This is a genomic window from Marinobacter sp. EVN1 (genome assembly GCF_000475375.1).
Lineage (GTDB): Bacteria > Pseudomonadota > Gammaproteobacteria > Pseudomonadales > Oleiphilaceae > Marinobacter > Marinobacter nauticus.
Genome location: NZ_AXCB01000029.1, coordinates 31,100 through 54,991, shown reverse-complemented (window position 1 = coordinate 54,991; position 23,892 = coordinate 31,100). Strand labels below are relative to the sequence as shown.

Below are 23,892 nucleotides of genomic sequence, written 5' to 3'. Positions count from 1 at the left end.
GGATTCTCGGTTTCCCTGCTTCTTGTGAAAGCGGAACCGGCGTACTCCTCCACACCAAAACTAAAGAGGTTGTCTCCTGGCCAGCCGCCCTCCTGAGGGTTGCGGAGAACGGCCAATCAACGGGTTGCACGTAAGCAACAACCAAGGCCCGCCAGACGCTGGCGAACGCAGTGTGGTGATTAACGGGGGATACTCGCTCGGGATTGCCTGCCGTATTGACCCCAGTCTTCAGGCAATCGGTAATTCTGACAGCGGGAAACTCGCTGTCAATAGGCGCTGTGGCTTAATTACCGCCGAATTCGCCTCTCTCTGCCATACTGTGCAAAACTGCGTGCAAGATTTTGAACCAGAGACAGGAAAATCCAGCCATCCGATGGCATGATAGCCACAGGCAGTAACCAAGTGACGAGCAGAGACATGAACCGAAAAATATTATTGCTGACGGTATTGATGGCGGCCGCACCCGGCCTTGCAACCAGCGCTTCGGTCTATAAGTGGACAGACGAGAACGGCGTAACACACTTTGGCGACCGACAGCCAACCGGCCGTAACGCCGAGCAGGTCAACGTTCGTTCCGGCACCAGTCAGGGCGCTGGTGTTCAGCGCCGAAGCGCACAGGAACAGCTGGACGAACTGCAGGAACAACAAGCGGCAGAGCAGCAGCAACGAGAAGAATCCGCGGTTGAAGAAGCTCGCCGGAAGCAGCGCGAGGCCAACTGCGGCACAGCTCGCTCCAATCTTGAGGTGATCAATAACAACGCTCGTATCCGGGTGGAGGAGAACGGTGAATCTCGGTATCTGAGTCCCGAGGAAATTGCGCAGCAGCGCCAGAAATTCCAGGAAATCGCAGACGAAAACTGCGGCCCGGAACAAGGTGGCAGCAGCCCGCGTTAAACCCTAGGGGTTCGGATAACAGAAAAGGGCGGAGACTCGTGTCTTCCGCCCTTTTTTAAATCAGCAACTGTAGTTCCCTCGTCAGCCGTTCTTGCTGAATACCAACCGGTCTTCCTGCACCGTTGCGCGAATGATATCGCCGGGCACAAACGCACCCTGAAGCAGCTTTTGCGCCAGCGGATTTTCGATCATGCGCTGAATCGCCCGCTTCAGCGGCCGGGCACCATAAACCGGGTCGTACCCGACTTCCGCCAGCAACTGCATGACGTCGTCTCCGAGTTCCAGTTTCATATCCTGATCCTTCAGGCGACGAGCCAGATTCTCGATCTGGATGCGGGCAATGCCCTGAATCTGGGACTCCGCCAGCGGATGGAACACCACTACTTCATCCACACGGTTAATGAACTCCGGCCGGAAATGAGTGCCAACCACTTCCATCACCGCCGACTTCATGTCTTCGTAGTTCTCTTCTCCGGCCTTCTCCTGAATGATGTGGGAACCCAGATTTGAGGTCATCACCACCACTGTGTTGCGGAAGTCGACCGTGCGGCCCTGACCATCGGTCAGACGCCCATCATCCAGCACCTGAAGCAGGATGTTGAAGACATCCGGGTGCGCCTTTTCAACCTCATCCAGAAGCAGAACCGAGTAGGGCCTGCGACGCACGGCCTCGGTCAGGTAGCCACCCTCTTCATACCCCACATATCCGGGAGGCGCACCAATCAAACGGGCGACCGAGTGCTTCTCCATGAATTCCGACATATCGATGCGAACCATGGCCTCTTCGGTATCGAACAGGAAGTTTGCCAGCGCCTTGCACAACTCGGTCTTCCCCACCCCGGTCGGCCCAAGGAACAAGAAAGAACCATTGGGACGATTCGGATCCGACAGTCCAGCCCGGGACCGGCGCACCGCATTGGATACCGCTTCCACGGCCTCATCCTGGCCAATGACCCGATCGTGGAGGGCTTCCTCCATGCGCATCAGCTTGTCGCGCTCCCCCTCCAGCATCTTGGATACCGGAATCCCGGTCCACTTTGAAACGATTTCCGCAATTTCTTCATCCGTGACCCGGTTGCGCAACAGCTTCATTTCCATCATTTCCGCCTGGCTGGCCATATCCAGTTGGCGCTCCAGCTCCGGGATCTTGCCGTACTGCAGCTCGGACATCTTGCCCAGATCCCCTGCACGGCGGGCATTCTCCAGGTCAATCCTGGCCTGCTCCAGTTGGCTCTTGATCTTCTGGGAGCCATGCAGAGCCGCCTTTTCAGTGTTCCAGACTTCCTCAAGGTCGGCGTATTCGCGCTCAACGTTGCCGATAACGGCAGACAACTCTTCCAGCCGCTTCTTAGAGGCTGCGTCGGTTTCCTTTTTCAGGGCTTCCCGCTCAATCTTGAGCTGAATCAGCCGGCGCTCCAGACGATCCAGAGCCTCAGGCTTGGAGTCCATTTCCATACGGATCTGGCTGGCCGCTTCATCCACCAGGTCAATGGCCTTATCCGGCAACTGACGATCGGTAATATATCGATGAGACAGCTTGGCGGCCGCGATGATGGCGCCATCCGTTACCTCAACCCCATGGTGAACCTCATAACGCTCTTTCAGCCCACGCAGGATGGCAATGGTATCCTCCTCGCTGGGCTCACTGACCAACACCTTCTGGAAACGGCGTTCCAGTGCTGCATCTTTTTCAATATTCTCCCGGTACTCATTCAGCGTGGTGGCGCCGACACAGTGCAACTCACCTCGGGCCAGCGCCGGCTTCAGCATGTTTCCGGCATCCATCGAACCCTCGGCTTTCCCGGCGCCTACCATGGTGTGGATTTCGTCAATGAACAGGATGATCTGGCCTTCCTGTTTCGACAACTCGTTAAGCACTGCCTTCAGGCGCTCCTCAAACTCACCCCGGAACTTGGCGCCGGCAATCAATGCGCCCATGTCCAGCGACAGTACTTTCTTGTCCTTCAGGCCATCGGGCACCTCGCCGTTGACGATACGCTGGGCCAGCCCCTCAACAATCGCGGTTTTACCCACACCAGGCTCACCGATCAGCACGGGGTTGTTCTTGCGCCGGCGTTGCAGTACCTGAATGGTGCGACGGATTTCGTCGTCGCGACCGATTACCGGGTCCAGCTTACCGGCTTCAGCCCGCTCGGTAAGATCAATGGTGTACTTTGAAAGCGCCTGACGGTTTTCCTCAGCGCCCGCATCATTCACCGACTCTCCCCCACGCACTTCGTCAATCGCCTTTTCCAGCGCCGCCTTGTCAACGCCTTGCTCTCGCAGAATGCGCCCCAGCGAACCGCGGTCTTCAACCGCCGCCAGCAGAACCAGCTCACTGGATATGAACTGGTCACCCCGCTTCTGGGCCAGCTTGTCGGAAATGTTGAACAGTCGACCCATGTCGTTCGACATGGACACATCGCCGGCATTGCCCTGAACTTCCGGCAGGTTCTCAATTTCCTTCGCCACGGCCTGCCGTACCCGGCCGGGCTCGACCCCCACTTGTTTGAGCAGCGGTTTAATGGAGCCTCCCTGCTGGTCCAGCAGGGCCTGCATCAGATGCACGGGCTCGATGAAGTTATGGTCTTTGCCAACCGCGATGGACTGCGCATCCGCCAACGCGGTTTGCAGTTTGCTGGTGAGCTTGTCGATTCTCATGTGTTCTTATCCCCAAGATTCGTAGTGAATACCGATCAACCCTGTGGTGCGGATATTCCGATTGCTTTGAAACTTAATGTAGGGGCAAGTGGGGGGAGTTCAAGTTGAGCCGACCTCAATTCGTCAGAAATTTGACGGCTGTCAGTTAACACATCAGGGAGAGCAATCAGGAGTTCAGGATTTTAACCAGACCAGGGTCGCCATACGGCCGGTTTGACCATCCCGGCGATAGGAAAAGAACCATTCCCGATCCTGAACGGTGCACAGGCTACCGCCAGCGACCGCCGAGACACCAACCTGATGCAGGCGCAGGGCTGCCAGGCTGTAGATATCGGCCATGAAATGGCCCGGGCGAGCCCCCCTGGTTTTAAAGGCGTTCTCAGCCACCGGGCTATGCCGGACAAACGCTTCGCACACCTCCGGACCAACTTCGAAACTGTCGGGGCCAATGGCGGGACCCAGCCAGGCCAAAAGCTTGTCAGGCTCAACCGCCATCGCACTGACCAGGTTTTCCAGCACGCCTCCGCTGAGGCTGCGCCAGCCGGCGTGAGCAGCCCCCACTACGGTTCCATCGGAATCAGCAATCACCACGGGCAGGCAGTCGGCAGTCAGAATGACACAACCAAGGCCGGGAAATCGGGTGAAACTGGCATCTGCTTCCGGAACCTGCTTGGCGTTGTCGGGTGTAAGCTCGACCACCCTCGTACCATGCACCTGATTCAACCAGCCAATCCGATCCACCTCTAACCCCGTGAAGCGGGCCAGGCGCTGCCGGTTTTCGGCGACAGATTCAGGGCTATCCCCGACATGATCCCCGAGGTTGAGCGAACTCCACGGCGCCTCACTGACGCCTCCCTTGCGAGTCGTGCACATGGCTTGCACCGCCCCCGGTGCGGACCAACTCGGCCTCAGGATGTAATTGTCAGAAATCACGTTCTTCCAGCTCACGGGCGTGTTTGCGCAGAGCTTCGATCAGGTGAACCATATCCTCTGGTAGCGGCACCTCCCAGCTCAGAATCTCACCCGTTTCCGGATGCTCAAGGGTCAACTGTCTCGCATGCAGGGCCTGCCGGGTGAACGCAGCCAGTACATCCCGAAGCTCCTCTGTAGTGCCTTTGGGCAACCGCAGACGCCCACCGTAGGCAGGATCACCAACCAGCGGGTGGCGCACATGCGCCATGTGCACACGGATCTGATGGGTGCGGCCACTTTCCAGCTTGCAACGAACCAGGGTATGCGCGGCAAAACGCTCCAGCAGACGGTAATGGGTGACCGCCGGTTTGCCACTGGAAACCACGGCCATGCGTTTACGATCCTGCGGATGACGGCCAATAGGTGCGTCAACTGTTGCACCACCGGTCAGCGCGCCCACCACCACGGCCTCATACTCCCGCCCCATCGTGCGCGTTTGCAACTGGTCTACCAGGGAGGTATGTGCAATCAGGCTGCGGGCCACCACCATGATGCCGGAGGTATCCTTGTCCAGGCGGTGAACAATACCTGCCCTCGGCAGGTTTTCCACTTCCGGCGCGTAATTCAGCAGGGCGTTCACCAGCGTGCCATCAGTATGGCCGGCCGCTGGGTGCACCACCAACCCGGCCGGCTTGTTAATCACCAGCAAATGCTCATCTTCGTAGACGATATCCAGGCTGATGGGTTCTGCTTCCCAGGTCACCTGCACTTCCGGCTCAGCATCGAGAGCCAGGGAATCGCCCATCATTACCTTGTCCCGCGGCTTACGGGATTTTCCATTCACCGTCAGGGCTCCGCTCTTGATCCAGGACTGCAGGCGGGAGCGGGAATGCTCGGGCATCAGTTCCGCCGCCGCCTGGTCCAGCCGTTTATCGCTGAGCTCCGGCGGTACGGTAAATTGGCCGGTAATTCGGTTTTCGGAAGTCATTCAGCCTCGTTTTCGCCGTTGGTTTCTGGCGCAGACGGCCGCCGGACAGGCGGCGATGTTACGTTTCGGTCAGATTCTGGTGCCAATATCGGGAAACACTGCACACAGACAGCCTTCCCCGTTACAATGACCAATCCAACCACAAGTTCTGAACATTATACGGGATTCCGGCATGAGATCAGTCGTTCGATTACTGCTACTTTCCACACTTTTTGCGCTGGCCGCCGGCTGTGCGTCCCAGAAGGAGGTGGAAGTCCTGCCGGAACAAACCTATTACGAGAATGCCCGTGAGGCCATGAACTCGGGCAACTTCAACGAAGCCGAACAGAACCTGGATGCCCTGGAAACCTATTATCCATTCGGCCGTTATGCCGAACAGGCCCAGCTCGATCTGATCTTTGCCCGTTACCAGAACCTCGACCTTGAAGGTTCCCGGGCTGCCGCCGACCGCTTCATTCGCCTGAATCCGCAGAGTGAGCATCTGGACTACGCGCTCTACATGAGAGGGCTCGCCTCCTATAATCTGGACCTGGGACTGGCCACACGCTATTTCCCTGTTGATGCGGCCGCACGCAATCCCGGCGAGCAATTGCAGGCGTTCCGCGATTTCTCACAGTTGCTCAACCGGTTTCCGGACAGTGACTACGCTCTGGACGCCCGCCAGCGTATGATCGCCATCCGCAATCGAATGGCCGAACTGGAACTGCACGCTGCCCGTTACTACATCAAACGTGAAGCCTACGTGGCCGCCAACAACCGTGCTCGCTACGTAGTGGAGAACTACCCGTCTTCGCCTTCAGTGGAAGAGGCTCTGATGATCATGGCGGATACCTTCCGCTTTCTGGAGCTGAAAAAGGGCGCCAACGATGCCATTGCCACGCTGAGAAAAAACTTCCCGAACAGCGACGCCTTCAATGACAACGGTGAGTACGAATCAGATCTTCTTCGCCGCCAGAACCGGTCATTGACCAACGTGGTGACCTTCGGTCTGATGGGGGATGAGTAAGAGCGGGATTACTTCCCGCTCTTCCAGCCATTGGTAATGGGATAGCGTCTGTCTTTGCCAAAGCCCCGTTCGGTAATACGAACACCGATGGGGGCCTGGCGCCGCTTGTATTCATTGATATCAACCAGCCTGACCACCCTGTCCACATCCTCGCGCTCAAACCCTTCCGCGACGATAGCATCAGCACTGTAATCGCGCTCCACGTATAGGTTCAGAATCTGATCCAGCACGTCATAGCCCGGCAAGCTGTCCTCATCTTTCTGGTCTGGCGCCAGCTCGGCTGAGGGCGGGCGGGTAATCACCCGCTCCGGAATCACTGGTGACAGGGTATTGCGGTAGCGCGCCAGCCGGAAAACCAGCGTTTTCGGCACATCCTTCAGAACATCAAAGCCACCGGCCATGTCACCGTATAGCGTGGAATAGCCAACCGCCATTTCACTCTTGTTGCCAGTCGTGAGCACCAACGAGCCAAACTTGTTGGACAGCGACATGAGCAGCACCCCCCTCAGACGAGCCTGAAGGTTTTCCTCAGTGGTATCCGGCTTTGTGCCCGCAAACGGTTCTGCCAGCGCCGCCATGAAGGCATCGTACATGGGCTCAATGGAGAACACGTCATACTGCACACCCAGAGCGGTGGCCTCGGCTTCGGCATCTTCCAGGCTGATGCTGGAGGTATACCGGAACGGCATCATCACCGCGCGCACACGCTCCTTGCCCAGGGCATCCACCGCAACCGCCAGTGTAACTGCCGAATCGATGCCGCCGGACAGGCCCAGTACTACCGACCTGAAACCATTCTTGTTCACGTAATCCCGTACGCCGGTCACCAGGGCGTTGTAGACATTGGCTTCCAGCTGCGGTTCTGGCGGTAACGGCCGAGAAATCGGCTGACAATGGTGCTCGCACAGGAAATCCACCGGGTACAGCCCCTCCTCGAACTGAGGCACCTCCGCAGACAGCCCACCCGAGTGGTCGTACGCCATGGAGCCGCCATCAAACACCAGCTCATCCTGACCGCCCACCAGGTTCACGTAGACGATGCTGACCCGGTTCTCCCGGGACTTGCGCTCGAGCAAAGCCTTGCGACGGGCCTGTTTATCGATATCGTAGGGCGAGGCATTGAGATTAAGGATAAGCCGGGCACCCGCGGCGGCGGCATCCTCGAGCGGGCCATCTTTCCAGAGATCCTCACACACGGTAATACCGACGGGCTGGCCTTTAATGTCGAGCACCAGCGTGTCGGAACCTTCGGCGAAATAGCGCTTTTCGTCAAAAACCTGGTAGTTCGGCGGGAAGCGTTTGAAGTAGCGACCGCGAATCTGACCGGCTTCAATCACCAGCGCCGCGTTATATAGCAACCCTCCAGAGCGAATAGGAGCCCCGATGACCATCGCCGGAGGCAGTGCCGCACTTTGCAGCTTTTCCAGTGCTTCGCGCACGCGAAGGTCCAGACTCGGGCGCAACAGGAGATCCTCCGGCGGGTAACCGGTCAGGCACAGCTCCGGAAAGACAACGATATCGGCCTGATGCTCCGCCCAGGCCCGCTGGGTTGCCTCCAGAATCAGATCGGTATTGCCCGGAATATCTCCAACCAGGAAATCCAGTTGCGCCATAACAACGCGGAGTTTTCTGACGGCGTTCTGGCTCTGGGATGTTTGACCGGCTTCCGGCATGGACTGGCTCCTGTAACTTGTTGCCGTTAAAAGGCTATTATAACCCGTCAACAACAAAGATTTCTCCCGCACACAGACAGATGACTCGCTCCATGGCTCAAGACACTGCCGACAAAGACAGCAAGCGCTCTGCTTTCGGGCCGCCGGCCAAGCAGCAACAGGGAAGGCTGTTCCGGATCTACAATCATTATCGCGTGGTCATCAGCCTGATGCTGCTGGGCTTGCTGCTCTTCGATCCATTCACCACCGACAGCAAGTTCCGCTGGCTGGAGTACTACCAGGCGGGCGTGGTTACCTACCTGGCAATCAATGGCTTTACCGCACTGCTACTGCTTGCCGGCTTTCAGCCAAGACAGCGGCATATCACGCTCTCCATTCTGATCGACATACTGGTAATGCATGGACTGTTACTGGCCAGCACCGGTATCACTAATGGCCTGGCCAACCTGGTTATCATTTCGGTGGCGGCGGGCAATATTCTGACACCAAGCCGGATAGGTACCTTCTACGCGGCACTGGCTGCCATCTGCTCTCTCGGCATCTCCGGCTGGGCGGTACTCGCCATCAATGAAACCGCCGACGACATTGTCCGGGCGGGTTCTCTGGGCATACTCTACTTTGCCGCGGCTTTTGTCCTGCAGGGCATTTCAAAACGGATGATCCGAAGCGAAGCCCTGGCCAGCAGCCGGGCACGGAGCATTCAGGAACTGGAACAGATCAACCAGCAGATCATCCAGCGCATGCGTACCGGCATCCTGGTGCTTGATCGTTTCGGCCAGATTCGGCTTGCCAACGCCGCCGCCGAAGAACTGCTGTTCGGTGTGAGCGCCGATGGAGAAGATCTGGAGCCCCGTGCAAGGCTACTGCCTAAACCGCTCAGGCAGGGGCTCGAAAGCTGGCTGAAAAACCCCAACATGCGGATTGAACCCTTTCAGGCGTCGTCTACCTCACCGCTTTTGCAGGCCAACTTCACGCAACTGGACCAGGAGCGGGGCGACCAGATTCTGGTGTTTATTGAAGACATGAGCAAAGTGACCCAGCAGGCCCAACAGATGAAGCTGGCCTCACTCGGACGCTTAACGGCTGGCATCGCTCACGAAATCCGGAATCCTCTCGGCGCCATAAGCCACGCTGCCCAGTTGATGGAAGAATCCCCCAGCCTGGATGAGGGGGATCTTCGCATGCTCGACATCATTCGCCGTCACTCCCGACGGGTGAATGGCATCATCGAGAATGTACTGGACCTTTCTCGCCGCCGGACCGCAAATTCCGAGCTGATAGATGTCGGCCAATGGCTTCGCGAGTTCCGGGATGATTTCGTGCAGACCGTGAATGGGGAAACGGCCACCACGATCGAATTGAATATCAGCGAGCAGATTCCACAGGCTCGTTTCGACAAGAGCCAGATTGAGCAGGTGATGGTGAATCTGTGCGACAATGGTTTGCGGTACAGCAAACAGCAGACCGGGCAAAACAGGATACAATTAATTGCGGGCGCCACGGCCGATGGCAAACGGGCTTACGTGGACGTTCGGGATTTTGGCCCGGGCATCAGTGCCGAGCATCGGCATTCCGTATTCGAGCCCTTTTTCACCACGGATAAAAGCGGAACCGGGCTTGGCCTTTACCTGGCCAGGGAGTTATGCGAAGCCAACCAGGCACACCTCTCGCTGGTCGATGACGGACAGCCGGGGTGCCGATTCCGCATAACGTTTGCTCACCCCGGGCGAATGATCTGACCAGCTGGCCATCGGGCGTTTGAATTCAACAGGGAACCGAAGACACAGAATGACTACACAGACAGCGCTGATTGTTGACGACGAGCCGGATATCCGGGATCTACTGGAAATCACCCTCACCCGGATGGGCATTACCACCTACACCGCCCCCGATCTGGCCAGCGCCAGGGAACTACTGCAGCAGCACAATCCCCAGCTCTGCCTGACAGACATGAACCTGCCCGACGGCAATGGTATAGACCTTGTTCACTGGATTCAGCAACACACTCCCTGCACCCCCGTTGCAGTGATCACCGCCTATGGCAGCATGGACACGGCTATCGAATCGCTCAAAGCCGGCGCTTTTGACTTCGTATCCAAGCCCGTGGAGCTGCCCCGCCTGCGGGAACTGGTCAACAGCGCTCTGAAGCTGTCAGAACCCCAGACCGGCGAAACCGCCGAGTCCGATGAGCCCGGCCTGCTTCTGGGCGACTCGCCGCAAATCCGGAAACTGCGCACACAGACGAAAAAGCTCGCCAGAAGTCAGGCACCGGTGTTTATCAGCGGCGAATCCGGCAGCGGCAAGGAGCTGGTCGCCCGCATGATTCACCTGCAAGGCCCCAGAAGTGACGGCCCCTTTATCGCAGTGAACTGTGGCGCAATCCCCTCGGAATTGATGGAAAGCGAGTTCTTTGGCCACAAGAAGGGCAGCTTCACCGGAGCCGTCGAGAACAAGCAGGGCCTGTTCCGCTCTGCCGATGGTGGCACCCTGTTTCTGGACGAAGTGGCCGACCTCCCACTGGCCATGCAGGTAAAACTGCTGCGTGCTATCCAGGAGAAAGCCGTCCGCCCGGTCGGCGATACCAAAGAAGTGCCGGTGGACATCCGGGTGCTCAGCGCCACCCACAAAAACCTCCCGGAACTGGTGCAGGAAGGCGACTTCCGCCAGGATCTGTTCTACCGGATCAACGTCATCGAACTGGCCGTTCCGCCGCTGCGCGAGCGCGCCGAGGATATCCCCCTGCTGGCCGAGCACATTCTCCAACGCATAGCGCGGGAATACGAGTGCGACCCGGCCAAACTCACCGCGGCCGCCATCGAACGACTCAAAGGCTACGAGTTTCCCGGTAACGTTCGTGAACTGGAGAACATCCTGGAACGCGCTTTTACCCTGTGCGATGAAGACCTGATTGATGCCGGAGATCTGCATCTTGGCGGCGGTGTCGTGCCAGCGGGCTCCGCCTCCGCGACCAGAGAGACGGAGTCAGAAACGGATGCTGCCGCAGCTCCGGTGCCTGAGGGTGAGATCGATCTTGAGGGCTATCTGGAAAGCATCGAGAGACAGGCCATTGAAAAAGCACTGGAAGCGACACGGTGGAATAAAACGGCGGCGGCCAAGCGACTGGGGATCAGCTTTCGGGCCTTGAGGTACCGGTTGAAGAAACTGGGGATGGAGTAATCCAGAAGTAGACTCAGTACTTAGAATCAGGCCAGCGGCCTGGGTTAGGATTGTCAGGCTCTGAACAGGATGTACAGAGCTCATCAGATAACCTCAGACAAGGACGTTCGCTATGCGTTACACAATACGCAGTGGCGGGTTTACGCTTATAGAGCTGACCCTTACGCTATCTATCATGGCCATTCTGGCTACCTTGGCCAGTGTCTCCTGGCCCCAACTGATCACCTCAACGCGCCACACGGATACAGTCAATCAGATCCATCGCATGTTTGCCAGTGCCCGCTCACTGGCCGTCACCCGCAGGACAGTGATCACGGTATGCCCACTTACACCGGCGCAATCCTGCATCGACGACTGGAACCGACCGGTTCACGTGTTCCTTGACGCCGACAACGACAAGCGTCCGGATAATGGGCGTAGCCATCAGGTTTTCCACCTCAACGACAACCAGGCGAGACTCCATACTCGAACCGCCGGCCGGGGCTACTTCCAGTTCGCTTCAACCGGAATGAGCCGCGGCACAATGGGGAGCATAGTGGTGTGCTCCGGAACCCAGCCAAACGATATCAGAATGAGCTACCTGGCCCTGAATATCGGCGGACGTCTACGCAGCCTCGATGACGAAGACCGGGACGGAACCATCAGGTTACCGTGGGGCACCACCGTGGTCTGTTCCTGATCGCACACCGGGATAGCGGGTACGAGGTCTCATTTTATCAGACGCTCGTACCGCTCATTCCCTGACAACTACCTTTTATCGCAAGACTCATGGACTGTACGACTCATTCTGCTGTAATTGAGGCTGTATTAATGGGCAGGATGGCATATGAGGAACAGAACTGCGGGTTTTACGCTAATTGAGCTCATGGTGACGATGGTCATTCTCGCGCTTGTCGCAACCATCGCCATTCCGGGATTTGGCAGGTTAATCGATAACAACCGACTGGTATCAGGTACCAACCTGCTTGTTTCATCCATCAAGCTGGCCAGATCGGAAGCTATCAAGCGTGGCGAGAACGTGACCCTCAGCACCGATGGCGGGCTCGACAGTGGCTGGTGCGTCCATGAGGGCGGTGCTGCCGGTGATTGCACAAACAACCAGATTCGTGTTTTTGAGGCTCCCGGCAATCTGACGTATACCGAATCAGCGGCCGACATCGTGTTTGACCGCCGAGGTTTTCTGGTACCGCAGGCAGCCCAGACATTTACGGTCGCTCCCGTTGGCTGCGCTGCCGGGGATATACGGTTTCGGACTATTCGAATCAGTCCGGTAGGGCGAACTGAAGTGGAAGACGGAGTATGCCCGTGACGATCAATTCCCTAAATCACACAGTTAATTCGCACAGCCCCATGGCTCTGACCCGCCAGGCAGGTATCGGACTCATTGAGATACTGGTCACCGTCCTGATTCTCGGTATCGGGATTCTGGGCGTCGCATCGACACAGGTGGTCTCCCTGCAGATGAACACGCAATCGCAAAGCCGCAGCCAGGCGGTTCTGCTGGCGGAGGATCTGCTTGACCGAATTCGAGCCAATCCGGATAACATCGCCGGCTACGCACTGGCTCAAGGCGATGCCCAAGGCGCTGATGGCGGCGCCTGCGACACATCCTTCGTCCCGGCAAACGGGAGTGTAGCTGCAAATGATCTGGCAACCTGGGAAAACAACCTGGCTTGCCTGCTCCCGGATGCAGAACGCACAGTTGTCATTGACGGCCTCAACAACACGGTCACTGTGACGATCGACTGGGATCAAAACGACCAGGCAATGAACCCCGTAGTGGTGAGGACTCAGATCTGATGGCGCACACTATCCAAGCAAGAGCTCACGCTTCCGCTCCCCGTTGGCAATCCCAGCGCGGACTTTCACTCGTGGAGTTGCTGATTGCAGTTGCACTGGGCCTGCTGTTGACGCTTGGCGTCACACAGATTTATCTGAGCGGAAACGAAACGTATCGCCAAACCCAGGGACTTGCCCATGCACAAGAGAGCGCACGCTTTGTGTCTGCGATCCTCGCCCCGGATTTCCGGTCCGCAGGCAGCTTTGGCTGCCTCGCAGAGATGGGCCGGCCGCTGGACCAGGTTGTCGATAATCGATTGAATGGTGGCCTGCTGATGCCATTGGGGCGGCCCGTCCAGGGCTGGGATTTCAACGGCACAGGACCCAGCGACAGCGTTACCCTTCCCGCCGCTCTGAACACACCGGGTGCGGGCAGTTGGTCCTCTGGTAATGCTGGCGCGCAGCTGCCGGCCCAGTTGGCCGGCTCGGTACTGGCCAATTCAGACGTGGTCGTTATAAACGCCCTCACCCCCCTGAGCGTGCCTGTAAACGCAGCGAACCCTCAGAACGGCAACAGCATCAACCTCGTTGATAACTCCGAGGTGCCCGTCAACCGGATCGTACTGGCAACACTGGGAGACTGTTCTGAAGGCGAGTTGTTTCAAAAGAGCAATAACTTCAACTCGAGCTCAGTGACCATGGCAGGCGGCAATGTCATACCAGGCAATAATGGCAACAATTTCAACCTGGCATATGACTCTGAAACACGAGTGTATGAATTTACCTCTATGGCTTACTACATCGGTCAGGGCACCAACGGAGAACCCGCCCTGTTCAGACGACTGATGACACCGTTAGAACCCCCACAGGAACTCGTGTCAGGGGTCGAGACGCTGCAACTCCTGTATGGCGTCGACACGGTTGGAGACGAAGCCGCAGACGATTATGTTCCCGCCAACCTCGTGGCTAACTGGGATTCGGTTTCAAGCGTCCGATTTGCGGTAATCACCCGCAGTCGGGACGAGGTGCTTGATGAAGAAAACGATCGGTTGTTTGACGTCCTGGGCAGCGAAGTGTCCCAGGCCAACAACGGTGACAGACGAGTTCGACTGGTTTCCGTCGGCACCACCACCATCAGAGGTAGAATGCAATGATTGACGCAGTCTCCCCAGGTTATCCGCTCGCGAATGGCCAGTTTCCTGGACAACAGCAAGGCGCCACCCTGATCGTCGCCCTGGTCATGCTGCTGTTGATATCCCTGCTGGCTATCGGAGGCATGCAGGGATCCATCATGCAGGAACGGATGGCCAGCAACGCCCATGATGGAGCTCTTTCGTTTCAGGCATCCGAAGCAGCCCTGCGACAGGCAGAAGACGATATTCTGAACAGTCTGCCGACACGCCTCACGGCTTTCGATGAGCCGCTGATTGCGACCCCGTGGCTCTGGGATGGCACCAATCCGACTCGCCTGGGCGTTGGTAATGCCGGCCCGGATGTCAGCGCACAGCCGATTTACCACATTGCCCGACTGGCCGATGTCTGCCCGATTGAACCGGGCCAACCCTGCTTTGAGAGGTATATGACAACTGCCCGAGCCCAAGGCGGCAGTGCCGAGGCAGTGACGGTTCTGCAGTCAACCGTTCTGCTACCGCCTCAGTGATAAAGAAAACCATAAACGAACATCAGATTAGGATTGCTCATTCCATTCGGAGAGCCAGTTATGAAAAAGATCTTCCGCAAACGGCTACAGTCGAGAAAGCTGTCAAAGCTGACCACCTTCGGTGTCAGTGCGGCGTTTTCTATCCTGACCGCACAATCTGCGATCGCTCAGGTAAACCTGTCACAAGTGCCACTGTTTCTGAAGGAATCAGTGGATCCCAACCTGGTTTTCATTTTTGACGACTCGGGCTCCATGGGCTGGCGTTTTATGCCAGACGATTTGAGCGGGCGAGCGGGCAACAACTATTACTACTCCAGCCACGTCAATAAAATCTATTATGACCCGTCGGTGACCTACACGCCGCCCTACAAGCCAGATGGCAGTAGCCGGTATCCGAACTCGTCCTACACCAACGCGTGGGTCAACGGTTTTGATCAATCAGAGGGTACGGACGACCTGCGCAATGATATTCGGTTTGACCAGATTGGCAGCATCGAGCAAGGCTTCTATATGCAGTTCAACTCCTCAACGAGTTGTGACAGCAACCCCAGGCAAAACAGTTGTTATACAGCCGTATTGCTAAACAATGCCTCCGCCGAGGAAAAACAGAACTATGCCAACTGGTTTTCCTATTACAGCACCCGGGCATTGGCCGCAAAATCCGGTATAACTGAAGCCTTCTTTGACCTCCCCGAGAACATTAGAGTTGGCTATGGTGCGATCAACGTCAACGGAAGAACCATTGATGGTGTTAACACTGACACGCTGGTGAGCGGGGTGCGTCCGTACACAGCGGCACGCCGACAAACCTTCCTGACCTGGCTGCACGGTAAGAGCATCAATGGCGGCACCCCGTTGCGGACCGCGCTCAAGGATGTTGGTCAATATTATTCCCGAACGGACAACCTCGGGCCCTGGGGTGAAGTGCCCGGCACCAATGACAACACGTCGCATATCGAATGCCGTCAAAGCTTTTCTATCCTTATGACGGACGGTATCTGGAACGGCAGCAGTCCGCAGGTAGGCAATGCGGATGGAACCGGTGGCCCCACCTACAACAATCCCGACCCCAACGGTAAAAACTTCACCTACCAGGCGGTGTCGCCGTTTTCGGACAGCTATTCCAACACTCTCGCAGACGTGGCAATGAAATACTGGAAGACCGATTTGAGAACGGACCTGGCCAATAAAGTGCCGGTTTCTTCGACAGATCCGGCCTTCTGGCAGCACATGACTACGTTTACCATCGGCCTGGGTGTGACCGGCGACATCAAGGAAGCCGACGCGCTGGCCGCACTGGACTCGAGCAAAAATATCACCATTAACTGGCCAGAGCCCGGCGCCGACCAAAGCCCGGATAATATCGATGATCTGCTACACGCAGCCATTAACGGCCGGGGCGGTTATGCCAGCGCCCAGAATCCAACCGAATTCACCACTGAAATCCAGGGCTTCCTGGGCGATGTCATTGCACGTTCTGAAACCTCTGCATCCTCGGCAGCAGTGAGTTCAGCAGTGCTCCGCACCGATTCCCTGGGTTTCTTCGCTGGATTCAGGAGTCAGGACTGGTCTGGAACGTTAACCGCCTTCAATTTTGATCAAGGCTCAGAAGCCTGGAATGCTGAAGAAGTCCTCGCCAGCACTCAACCGCAGGCGCGCAAGCTGATTACCCACAATGGCAGTGCCGGGGTTGAGCTGGAGTTTGCATCGGCCAGCTCGCTGTCGAATCTGTCGACGGCACAGCAGAATGCTCTGAACGCCGACCCTACGCTCAACTCCACCCAGGACAACCTTGGGCACAATCGAATTGCATGGCTCCATGGGGATAACAATGCCCACCCGACGTTAAGAGACCGGCTGGTTCAGGACGACGGTGGCGCCAGCGTTTTGCGCCTGATGGGCGATATCATCAATGCCAACCCTCAGTTCGTGGGTAAAACCAACTATGGTTTCGCCCGGCTCCCGGACCCTGAGGGGGTCGCTTACCGGAATTTCAGGTCCACGTCCTCGTATCAAAACCGTGTCGATGCGCTCTACGTACCCGCAAACGACGGCATACTCCATGCGTTCAATAGCGAAACCGGGGAAGAGTTGTTTGGCTACATCCCCTCCGAGCTATTGCTGCCCTCGGGGTCAAAAACCTACGCACGAATCTCTGAGCTGATGCAGCCCAACTACACCCATAAATATTTCATGGATGGCACACCCCGTGTCCAGGACGCCTACATCGACAAGTCTGGCGGCGGGACGCAGTCCTGGCGCACGGTGCTGCTGGGAGGCATGGGCATCGGTGGAAAAACCGTTTTCGCACTTGATGTCACCAACCCGGGTTCTTTCTCTCCATCGGATGACGTTCTATGGGAGTTTTCACACCCGAACCTGGGCTATGGCGTAACCGATCCGCAGATTTCCCGGCTGGGCGATGGCACCTGGGTGGCCCTGTTCGGCAATGGCTACAATGGCGACAGCGGGCAATCGAGCTTGTTCGTTGTGGATCTTGAGACCGGTACCCTGATCAAAGAAATTCAGACTGGAGCAGGCTCTGCCACCAGCCCCAATGGACTGGCATCAGTGACAGTAACCAGCTTTCCTGAAACCGACCCGGTAACCCGTTATGCCTACGGTGGAGACCTGTTGGGCAACCTCTGGAGGTTTGACCTGACAGGGCGAGTGTCTAATTGGTCCGCGACCAAGGTATTTACAGCGCAAAGTCCAGCGGGAAATAGCCAGCCGATCACTGTGGCCCCGCGCGTGGCGCTTAATCCAAACGACAGCGATGAACTGGTTGTCGCCTTCGGCACCGGTAGTTTCCTCCGCAGCGGGGACGAAGGTGACTACGATATTCAGTCGCTTTATGCCATCAAGGATGATTTGAACAAGAGCGGATTAGCGCGCTCAGACCTGCTGGAGCAAACCATCACCAAACAGGAAAGTATCAGTGTCAGCAAGGCATCCGGAAATGGATCCAATAGCTTCATTGTCCGAGACACCTCCGGCAACAGCCTGACAACCCAAAGTGGCTGGTACCTGGATCTGGCTTATAACGGGAATAAGGTAGGCGAACGGGTGATCAGTCGTGCCACCTTCCCATTTGGTGTTAACCCGGATCGGGTGCGTTTCACGACCGTTATTCCAGACCGCGACCCCTGTGGCAGCGGACGAACAGGGTTTCTGATGGACCTCAGGCTGAGCACAGGTGCGCCCTCAGACACGGCAGTTTTCGACCTGAACAGCGACGGTAAATTCAATACCGGCGATATTACCGGGGGGTATGCGCCCAGTGGTATCCAGGTTGGGTATGGTGGCGAAAACCGGACCATAGCCACGTCCGACGGTGACGCGGAGATCGTCATTCCGGGGCTGGACCCGACTCAGTTGTCACCCGGCGATCCATGCGAGGATGGCTTATGCGCCAGATCGCTCGACACAAACATCGGAAGACAGACCTGGGAGCAGCTTCGTTAAGAAGCTGGTCCCAAAACTGACTCAACCTAGAAACGGGATTGACCATGAAGAATCCGTTCAAGCTTCTCGGCGTTCGCCGAATCAACAAGAAAACCCTGGGCAGTTTAGGCGCCCTATTGGTCGCGATATCCATTTCTTCCGGCCTTCAGGCTCAGGAGGAGATCGCTGACGGCACACCTATGAATACAAATGATCGTTTTTACGAGGGGGCCATAAACGCCATCCACGCTGAGGAATCCATCCTGATCGTCGATGATGAGTCCTTCACGCTCGACAGACTCGTCCAGTTCAGGAATACCGTCTGGTCACGAGAACAGGTGCTGCAGCAAATTCAGCCAGGAGACTCCATCAGACTGGAACTGTCGCCCGATACTGCGGGCGGCTCGGGGCCAACAGTGGCGGTGGGTCTCAGCGTTATACGCGATTGATCCGCCAAAACACATTCCAGAGTAAGGATCTATTACCTTGAAGATTCAATCGAATGCCGGTTTCACATTGGTCGAGCTCATGATCGCGGTTGCAATCATCGCGATCATAGCTGCAATAGCCCTGCCGCTCTACCAGAACCAGGTGGAACAAACCCGACGAACCACAGCCCAGGCAGACCTGTTGGAACTGGCCCAGTGGATGGAAAGACGCTACTCAAACGGCTTTGACTACAGAGATGGTGGGAATAATCCAGTATTGCCCTTCACGCAATCGCCGCAAACAGGCACAGCGTTTTATAACATCAGCTTTTCCGTGAACGCGACGCGCGACACCTATACTCTGCAGGCGGTCCCCACGGGTGCTCAAGCCAATGATGATTGCGGCACGCTGACGCTGAACGATGAAGGCGTCAGAGGCGCAGCCCAGGCGGGCTGCTGGTAACATCAAAACGAATTGATAGCCCTTCAGGTTCAGTCGATTTGAAGGGCGTCAATCCTCAGTTCTTTCGGCATCGAGAAGACAATGTTCTCCTCCCGGCCGGAGACTTCCTCGGGTTCTTCCCCGCCCAACTCCTTGAGTCGGGCAATCACGTCGGCAACCAGCACCTCCGGAGCCGACGCTCCAGCAGTGACTCCTACGGCCTTCTTGCCCTCAAGCCATTGCGGCTCTATCTGGGCAGCCTCATCAATCAGGTAAGCAGGCGTGCCCATGCGCTCAGCCAGTTCCCGCAGGCGATTGGAGTTGGAGCTATTGGGGGAGCCCACCACCAGCATCAGATCACAGTCACCGGCCAACTGCTTGACCGCGTCCTGCCGATTCTGGGTGGCGTAGCAGATGTCGTCTTTGCGGGGGCCTTCGATTTTCGGGAATTTCGCGCGCAGGGCGTCGATTACCCGTGCGGTATCGTCCATGGACAGCGTGGTTTGGGTAACGAAGGACAAACGGCTGGCGTCTTTCACTTCCAGCTTTTGCACGTCGGATTCGTCTTCCACCAGATAGATGTCGCCGCCGTTGCTGTGATCGTACTGGCCCATGGTACCTTCCACTTCCGGGTGTCCATGGTGGCCAATCAGGATGCACTCGCGGCCATCACGGCTGTAACGCATCACTTCCATATGCACTTTGGTGACCAGCGGGCAGGTAGCGTCGAACACTTTCAGGCCGCGCCGGGCGGCTTCGTTCTGTACCGCCTGGGATACGCCGTGGGCACTGAAGATCACCAGTTTGTCGTCGGGCACTTCGTCCAACTCGTCGACAAAGATCGCGCCCCGGTTGCGCAGGTTGTCTACCACGAATTTGTTGTGGACCACTTCGTGGCGCACGTAGATAGGCGCTCCGAACACGTCCAGCGCGCGGTTTACAATTTCTATGGCACGGTCTACGCCGGCACAGAAGCCACGGGGGTTAGCGAGTCGAATGTGCATAATCAGTGTGTCGGCCCTGCTGGTTCAACGTCGATAATCTGAACTTCAAAGCTCAGTGTATGCCCTGCCAGCGGGTGATTAAAGTCCACATCCACCTGGTCACCTTCTACCCGCTTGATCACCCCGGGCAGTTCCTGCTGGCGCGCGTCGGCGAAGGAAATCACCACACCCGGCTCCAGAACCATGTCAGCACTGAATTCGTGGCGCTTGAAGGTCTGGATATTGCCGGGGTTGTGCTGGCCGAAGGCTTTTTCCGGCGGCACTTCAAAGGTTTTGTGGTCGCCGGCTTTCAGGCCCATCAGGTAGGCTTCGAAATTTTCCGGCAGGTTTTCATCACCGATTTCCAGGGTAGCCGGCTCTTTGTCGAAGGTGGAATCCACAGTTTCGCCGTCTTCAAACTTCAGGGCGAAGTGCAGTTTTACTCGGGTTCCCTTATCGATGGGCAGTTCTTTCATGGGGTTCAGTTGCTCCTGTCAGCATCGCCGCTGGCACCAGCGGGTTTGCGGAATGCATCGATGATCATCATGGCAGCACCAATGGTGATAGCGGTGTCGGCCAGGTTAAAGGCCGGGAAATGCCAGTCCTGCCAGTAGAAATGCAGGAAGTCCACCACGTAACCATGCACCACCCGGTCGTATACGTTGCCGATGGCGCCACCAAGGATCAATACGATGGCAATCGCGGTCCAGGTTTCATCGGCTTTGAGTTTTCTCAGCCAGCCCACCAGCACCACACTGACCACGACCGCCAGGGCGACAAAGAACCAGCGCTGCCAGCCGGCGGCATCGGCCAGGAAGCTGAATGCCGCGCCAGTGTTGTGCAGTAGCGTCAGGTTGAAACTGGGCAGTACCGGTACCGGGTCACCGTAGGTCAGCATAGCCGTGGCTATGGCTTTGGTGCCCAGGTCAATGGCGATGACCAGCACCGCCAGCCACAGCCATTTCAGTTTACTGCCAGTGCTTTCAGTCATGACCGCATCCATCAGGCGTATGCACGGGTTTCACCCGGGCCTTCCACATTGGTCACGCAACGGCCACACAGATCGCTGTACTGCTCGTTCTGCCCCACGTCTTCACGGTGGTGCCAGCAGCGTTCGCACTTGGCGTGAGTCGCCGGGGTCACTTTCACCAGCAGACCTTCCAGGTTGGTTTGCTCTACGCCGGCCGCTTCGCTCACCGGCTTAACGGTGGCTTCAGAGGTAATCAGCACAAAGCGCAGCTCTTCACCAAGATAGTTCAGTCGCTCGGCCAGGCTACCTTCGCAGTAAAGAGTCACTTCCGCGCTCAATGAGCCTTTGATTTCACCTCGGGCACGGACTTCTTCCAGGCACTTGTTGACCGCCTCTTTCACAGCGTAGATTTCACGCCAGTAGTCACGGCCTAACTCGAAGCCCTCAGGCAGCGCAGTCAAGCCCTCGTACCAGGTTTCGTAGAACACGGTGTCGCCGCGCCTACCCGGCAGGTGCTGCCAGATTTCATCAGCGGTGAAGCTAAGGATTGGCGCAATCCAGCGCACCAGGGCTTCGGCTACATGATAGAGCGCGGTCTGGCAGGAACGTCGCGCCAGGCTGTCGGCCTGGGTGGTGTACTGGCGGTCCTTGATGATGTCCAGGTAGAAGCCACCCAGGGTGGCTTCACAGAAGTTGTACACCTTCTGGTAGATCCGAAGGAAGGCATAGTTGCCGTAGTCTTCATGCAGTTCGTTCTGGAGCTGCAGGGCGCGGTCGACCATCCAGCGATCCAGGGCAATCATGTCTTCCGGCGCGACCATATGCTGGTCCGGATCAAACCCGGTCAGGTTGCTCAACAGGAAGCGTGCAGTGTTGCGGATACGGCGATAGCCGTCTGCAGTCTGGCGCAGGATATCCTTGGAAACGCTCATCTCACCGCTGTAGTCGGTGGCAGAGACCCACAAACGCAGGATGTCTGCACCCAGCTCGTTCATGACTTCCTGTGGGGCGATAACGTTACCCAGGGACTTGGACATCTTGTAGCCCTTGGCATCCACAGTGAAGCCGTGAGTGAGCACTTGCTTGTACGGCGCCACGCCATTCATGGCAATGGAGGTTTTCAGGGATGACTGGAACCAGCCACGATGCTGGTCAGAGCCTTCCAGGTACATATCGGCCGGGAACTGGCCCAATTCTTCACGTACCCGCAATACAGAGTCATGGGTGACACCCGAGTCAAACCAGACGTCCAGGGTATCCAGCACCTTTTCGTACTGGTCAGCATCGGCGCCCAGCAGTTCGTTCTGGTCAATGTCGTACCAGGCATCGATGCCGCCGGTTTCCACCGCCTGGGCGACTTTCTCGATCAGCTCCTGGGTGTTCGGGTGCAGCTCCTGGGTTTCCTTATGGATAAACAGGGTGATCGGCACGCCCCACGTGCGCTGACGAGAAATACACCAGTCCGGGCTCTGCTCGAACATGGCCTCGATGCGATTCTGGCCCCAGGCCGGCACCCAGCGCACGCCTTTGATGGCTTCCAGGGCATCGGCGCGCAGGTTAAGCTTGTCCATGCTGATGAACCACTGGGGCGTAGCCCTGTAGATCAGCGGGGTCTTGGTGCGCCAGCAGTGCGGGTAGCTGTGGCGGAATTTTTCCGAGCGTACCAGCTTGCCTTCGCGTTCCAGCGCGGCGCATACCGGCTCATCGGCCTTGTATACGTGCACACCAGCGAATTCGCCGGCCGCGTCGGTATAGGTGCCGTCGGCTTTCACCAGGTTGAGGGTGCCAATGCCGTATTCCTTACCCACCACGAAGTCTTCCATACCATGGTCAGGCGCTGTGTGTACTGCACCGGTACCGGCGTCCAGGGAAACGTGGTCACCCAGCAGCACAGGCACTTGCTTGTCGTACACCGGATGTTGCAGCAACTGGTTTTCCAGTGCGGAACCGGAGACGTTGGCCAGCACTTTGTAGTCTTCCACACCCCAGCGAGCCATGATGCCCTGCACCATGTCCGTGGCCAGAATCATTCGCTCAGCGCCGTGGCCGACATCTAACTGTACCAGTGCGTATTCAATATCGGCACCGATGGACACCGCCTGGTTGGCGGGAATCGTCCAGGGAGTCGTGGTCCAGATCACCAGGGATACATCGCCCTCACCTTCGCTGGTTCCGAAGGTTTTCAGTACGGCGTCCTGATCCACGACAGTGAAGCGCACGTCAATCTGGGTTGAAGTTTTGTCCTGGTATTCAACTTCGGCTTCTGCCAGTGCGGACTGACCAACCACACTCCAGTAAACCGGCTTGAAGCCCCGCACCAGGTGGCCCTTGGCGACGATCTTGCCCAACGCCCGGACAATGCCCGCCTCCACTTTCGGATCCATGGTCAGATAGGGCTTGTCCCACTCACCCATCACGCCCAGGCGGATAAAGTCGGCCTTCTGGCCTTCGATCTGTTTGGTGGCGTAGTCTCGGCAGGCCTGGCGGAAGGTTTTGTAGTCCACCTTCACGCCGGCCTTGCCGATTTCCTGCTCAACCTTGTGCTCGATGGGCAGACCGTGGCAATCCCAGCCCGGCACGTAGGGTGCGTCGTAGCCCATGAAACTGCGGGATTTCACGATCATGTCTTTCAGGATCTTGTTGACCGCATGCCCGATGTGAATGCTGCCGTTAGCGTAGGGAGGGCCATCGTGCAGGATGAACTTCTCACGACCTTGGCGCTGCTTGCGCAGATTGCCGTAAACGTTCAGGTCCTGCCAGTGCTTGAGCATGTCCGGCTCGCGCTTGGCCAGGTTACCGCGCATGGGGAACGCGGTTTCCGGCAGATTCAGGGTATGCTTGTAGTCGCTCATGTCTGTGTGCGTACTCTTGGTTG

General features: G+C 57.3%; 20 protein-coding genes. 12 read left to right on the top strand and 8 right to left on the bottom strand.

The features are described 5' to 3' along the window. Positions 1-417 precede the first annotated feature (417 nt). On the top strand, positions 418-894 hold the full coding sequence (locus Q674_RS33825; RefSeq protein ID WP_031210239.1) for a DUF4124 domain-containing protein: 477 nt from the start codon (positions 418-420) through the stop codon (positions 892-894). Positions 895-975: 81 nt separating this feature from the next. Here the strand turns inward: Q674_RS33825 and clpB are convergent, their stop codons facing one another. The 3 genes from clpB to rluD all read right to left on the bottom strand — a co-directional run bounded on the left by clpB (position 976) and on the right by rluD (position 5,455). Then, positions 976-3,555 (bottom strand): ATP-dependent chaperone ClpB, encoded by a 2,580-nt coding sequence (clpB, locus tag Q674_RS33820; protein WP_022992226.1) that lies wholly within the window; start codon positions 3,553-3,555, stop codon positions 976-978. Positions 3,556-3,729: 174 nt separating this feature from the next. Continuing rightward, entirely contained in the window at positions 3,730-4,428 is a 699-nt protein-coding gene (gene pgeF, locus Q674_RS0120855; protein ID WP_227501229.1) for a peptidoglycan editing factor PgeF, read from the bottom strand. A gap of 49 nt (positions 4,429-4,477) precedes the next feature. Next, on the bottom strand, positions 4,478-5,455 hold the full coding sequence (gene rluD / locus Q674_RS33815) for a 23S rRNA pseudouridine(1911/1915/1917) synthase RluD (protein ID WP_011784396.1): 978 nt from the start codon (positions 5,453-5,455) through the stop codon (positions 4,478-4,480). 172 nt (positions 5,456-5,627) lie between these two features. Here rluD and Q674_RS33810 point away from each other — a divergent pair, with 172 nt between their 5' ends. Next, a complete protein-coding gene (locus Q674_RS33810) occupies positions 5,628-6,461 on the top strand; it encodes an outer membrane protein assembly factor BamD (protein ID WP_011784395.1) in 834 nt (277 codons plus the stop codon). An 8-nt stretch (positions 6,462-6,469) separates the two neighbouring features. Here Q674_RS33810 and Q674_RS33805 read toward each other — a convergent pair whose 3' ends face one another. Next, complete coding sequence (locus tag Q674_RS33805) at positions 6,470-8,134, bottom strand: NAD+ synthase (RefSeq protein ID WP_011784394.1); 1,665 nt, start codon at positions 8,132-8,134, stop codon at positions 6,470-6,472. Positions 8,135-8,226: 92 nt separating this feature from the next. Here Q674_RS33805 and Q674_RS33800 point away from each other — a divergent pair, with 92 nt between their 5' ends. From Q674_RS33800 to Q674_RS33760, 10 genes are all read left to right on the top strand, one after another. Further along, positions 8,227-9,873, top strand: a complete 1,647-nt coding sequence (locus Q674_RS33800) for a sensor histidine kinase (RefSeq protein ID WP_023009262.1) — start codon at positions 8,227-8,229, stop codon at positions 9,871-9,873. A gap of 49 nt (positions 9,874-9,922) precedes the next feature. Beyond that, positions 9,923-11,311 (top strand): sigma-54-dependent transcriptional regulator, encoded by a 1,389-nt coding sequence (locus Q674_RS33795; protein WP_023009261.1) that lies wholly within the window; start codon positions 9,923-9,925, stop codon positions 11,309-11,311. Positions 11,312-11,423: 112 nt separating this feature from the next. Further along, entirely contained in the window at positions 11,424-11,990 is a 567-nt protein-coding gene (locus tag Q674_RS33790; RefSeq protein ID WP_023009260.1) for a GspH/FimT family pseudopilin, read from the top strand. Positions 11,991-12,137: 147 nt separating this feature from the next. After that, on the top strand, positions 12,138-12,620 hold the full coding sequence (locus Q674_RS33785; protein WP_014420604.1) for a GspH/FimT family pseudopilin: 483 nt from the start codon (positions 12,138-12,140) through the stop codon (positions 12,618-12,620). Then, a complete protein-coding gene (gene pilV, locus Q674_RS0120850; protein WP_081698948.1) occupies positions 12,611-13,111 on the top strand; it encodes a type IV pilus modification protein PilV in 501 nt (166 codons plus the stop codon). The genes Q674_RS33785 and pilV overlap by 10 nt, the downstream gene beginning before the upstream one ends. Next, a complete protein-coding gene (locus Q674_RS33780; protein WP_081698947.1) occupies positions 13,111-14,244 on the top strand; it encodes a PilW family protein in 1,134 nt (377 codons plus the stop codon). Before pilV ends, Q674_RS33780 begins: the two co-directional genes overlap by 1 nt. Continuing rightward, entirely contained in the window at positions 14,241-14,750 is a 510-nt protein-coding gene (locus Q674_RS33775; RefSeq protein WP_023009257.1) for a PilX N-terminal domain-containing pilus assembly protein, read from the top strand. The genes Q674_RS33780 and Q674_RS33775 overlap by 4 nt, the downstream gene beginning before the upstream one ends. 60 nt (positions 14,751-14,810) lie before the next feature. Next, the gene (locus Q674_RS33770) at positions 14,811-18,215 is read left to right on the top strand and encodes a pilus assembly protein (RefSeq protein ID WP_023009256.1); all 3,405 of its coding nucleotides are present in this window, start codon (positions 14,811-14,813) and stop codon (positions 18,213-18,215) included. 44 nt (positions 18,216-18,259) lie between these two features. Next, positions 18,260-18,643 (top strand): hypothetical protein, encoded by a 384-nt coding sequence (locus tag Q674_RS33765; RefSeq protein WP_023009255.1) that lies wholly within the window; start codon positions 18,260-18,262, stop codon positions 18,641-18,643. A 37-nt stretch (positions 18,644-18,680) separates the two neighbouring features. Beyond that, positions 18,681-19,085 carry a type IV pilin protein gene (locus Q674_RS33760; protein WP_014420598.1) on the top strand — a complete coding sequence of 135 codons (405 nt, stop codon included), beginning with the start codon at positions 18,681-18,683 and terminating at the stop codon, positions 19,083-19,085. Between the two features lie 29 nt (positions 19,086-19,114). Here Q674_RS33760 and ispH read toward each other — a convergent pair whose 3' ends face one another. The 4 genes from ispH to ileS are packed head-to-tail and all read right to left on the bottom strand — an operon-like array spanning position 19,115 to position 23,869. Then, positions 19,115-20,068 carry a 4-hydroxy-3-methylbut-2-enyl diphosphate reductase gene (gene ispH, locus Q674_RS33755; RefSeq protein ID WP_023009254.1) on the bottom strand — a complete coding sequence of 318 codons (954 nt, stop codon included), beginning with the start codon at positions 20,066-20,068 and terminating at the stop codon, positions 19,115-19,117. 2 nt (positions 20,069-20,070) lie between these two features. Beyond that, positions 20,071-20,523 (bottom strand): FKBP-type peptidyl-prolyl cis-trans isomerase, encoded by a 453-nt coding sequence (gene fkpB / locus Q674_RS33750; protein ID WP_023009253.1) that lies wholly within the window; start codon positions 20,521-20,523, stop codon positions 20,071-20,073. A gap of 5 nt (positions 20,524-20,528) precedes the next feature. Further along, entirely contained in the window at positions 20,529-21,050 is a 522-nt protein-coding gene (gene lspA, locus Q674_RS33745) for a signal peptidase II (RefSeq protein WP_011784381.1), read from the bottom strand. Next, a complete protein-coding gene (ileS, locus tag Q674_RS33740; protein ID WP_023009252.1) occupies positions 21,050-23,869 on the bottom strand; it encodes an isoleucine--tRNA ligase in 2,820 nt (939 codons plus the stop codon). Before ileS ends, lspA begins: the two co-directional genes overlap by 1 nt. Positions 23,870-23,892 lie beyond the last annotated feature (23 nt).